Below are 1,910 nucleotides of genomic sequence, written 5' to 3'. Positions count from 1 at the left end.
CCCCCCCCCSCCCCGCCCCCCGCCCCCCCCCCCCCMCCCCCCCCCCCCCGCCCCCCCCCCCCCCCCSCCCCCCCCCCCCCCCCCCCCCCCCCCCCCCCCCCCCCCCCCCCACCGGCACCCCCACCCCCCCGACCCCCCCCCACCCTACCCCCCCCCCCCCGCCCTACCACTACACCCCCCCCCCCCCCCCCCCCCGCCCCCCCCCCCCCCCCCCCCCCACCCCCCCCCCCCCCACCACGACCCCCCCCACCCCCCCCCCCCACCCACAGCTATCCCTGCTACCGCGCCCTCCGCGCACTACACCGTGTACTTCGTCGGCAGCCGGAGATGTGTATCMGCGACAGGTCCAGTCCAGGGCGACATTGACGGACTTGCCCGCAGGCACGGTGACGGCCACGCCATTGGTGTCTTGCAGGGTTACGGTGTAAGTCAGCTTGCCGCCTTCGGCGACGGTGTTGGCGTCGACGCTGATCACGGCATAGACAGTGTCTTCAGCGCCTGGGGTGCCTGGAGGCGTCGGTGAGCCTGGGCCGGCGTCATCGGTGAAGGCGCTGCTGGCGGTATTGCTGTTGCCGCAGGCGCCGGCCTCGAAGGTCGCGTCGGTGTCGGTGACGCCGCTGATGGTGGCGACCAGCGGCTCGCTGCCTTCGTTGAGGTAGTCGTCGGTGGCGCTGATATCAAAGGTAGCGCTGCTGCAGTTGGTGATGGTGACGCTGGTTGGCAGTGCGCTGGTATCAGTACCGCCTGCAGCCGTACCGGTCCAGTCCAGGGCGACATTGACGGACTTGCCCGCAGGCACGGTGACGGCCACGCCATTGGTGTCTTGCAGGGTTACGGTGTAAGTCAGCTTGCCGCCTTCGGCGACGGTGTTGGCGTCGACGCTGATCACGGCATAGACAGTGTCTTCAGCGACTGACTTGCCTCCAGCCGTCGCTGACCCAGGGCCGGCGTCATCGGTGATGGCGCTGTTGGCGGTATTGTTGTTGCCGATGGCGACGGCCTCGAAGGTCGCGTCGGTGTCGGTGACGCCGCTGATGGTGGCGACCAGCGGCTCGCTGCCTTCGTTGAGGTAGTCGTCGGTGGCGCTGATATCAAAGGTAGCGCTGCTGCCGTTGGTGATGGTGACGCTGGTTGGCAGTGCGCTGGTATCAGTACCGCCTGCAGCCGTACCGGTCCAGTCCAGGGCGACATTGACGGACTTGCCCGCAGGCACGGTGACGGCCACGCCATTGGTGTCTTGCAGGGTTACGGTGTAAGTCAGCTTGCCGCCTTCGGCGACGGTGTTGGCGTCGACGCTGATCACGGCATAGACAGTGTCTTCAGCGCCTGGGGTGCCTGGAGGCGTCGGTGAGCCTGGGCCGGCGTCATCGGTGATGGCGCTGTTGGCGGTATTGTTGTTGCCGATGGCGACGGCCTCGAAGGTCGCGTCGGTGTCGGTGACGCCGCTGATGGTGGCGACCAGCGGCTCGCTGCCTTCGTTGAGGTAGTCGTCGGTGGCGCTGATATCAAAGGTAGCGCTGCTGCCGTTGGTGATGGTGACGCTGGTTGGCAGTGCGCTGGTATCAGTACCGCCTGCAGCCGTACCGGTCCAGTCCAGGGCGACATTGACGGACTTGCCCGCAGGCACGGTGACGGCCACGCCATTGGTGTCTTGCAGGGTTACGGTGTAAGTCAGCTTGCCGCCTTCGGCGACGGTGTTGGCGTCGACGCTGATCACGGCATAGACAGTGTCTTCAGCGCCTGGGGTGCCTGGAGGCGTCGGTGAGCCTGGGCCGGCGTCATCGGTGATGGCGCTGTTGGCGGTATTGTTGTTGCCGATGGCGACGGCCTCGAAGGTCGCGTCGGTGTCGGTGACGCCGCTGATGGTGGCGACCAGCGGCTCGCTGCCTTCGTTGAGGTAGTCGTCGGTG

The 1,910-nt window shown here is 68.3% G+C and carries 1 protein-coding gene; it reads right to left on the bottom strand.

The annotated features are described in order from the left end of the window. Nucleotides 1-169: 169 nt before the first annotated feature. A partial coding sequence (locus tag SOP97_RS20195) for a hypothetical protein (RefSeq protein ID WP_322950601.1) occupies nucleotides 170-1,910 on the bottom strand: 1,741 nt, incomplete at its 5' end.

The sequence above is a fragment of the Pseudomonas spirodelae genome, from assembly GCF_034653255.1.
Classification (GTDB): Bacteria; Pseudomonadota; Gammaproteobacteria; order Pseudomonadales; family Pseudomonadaceae; genus Aquipseudomonas; species Aquipseudomonas spirodelae.
Note: the sequence above shows the minus strand (reverse complement) of the source record. Positions and strands in the feature narration are given on the sequence as shown.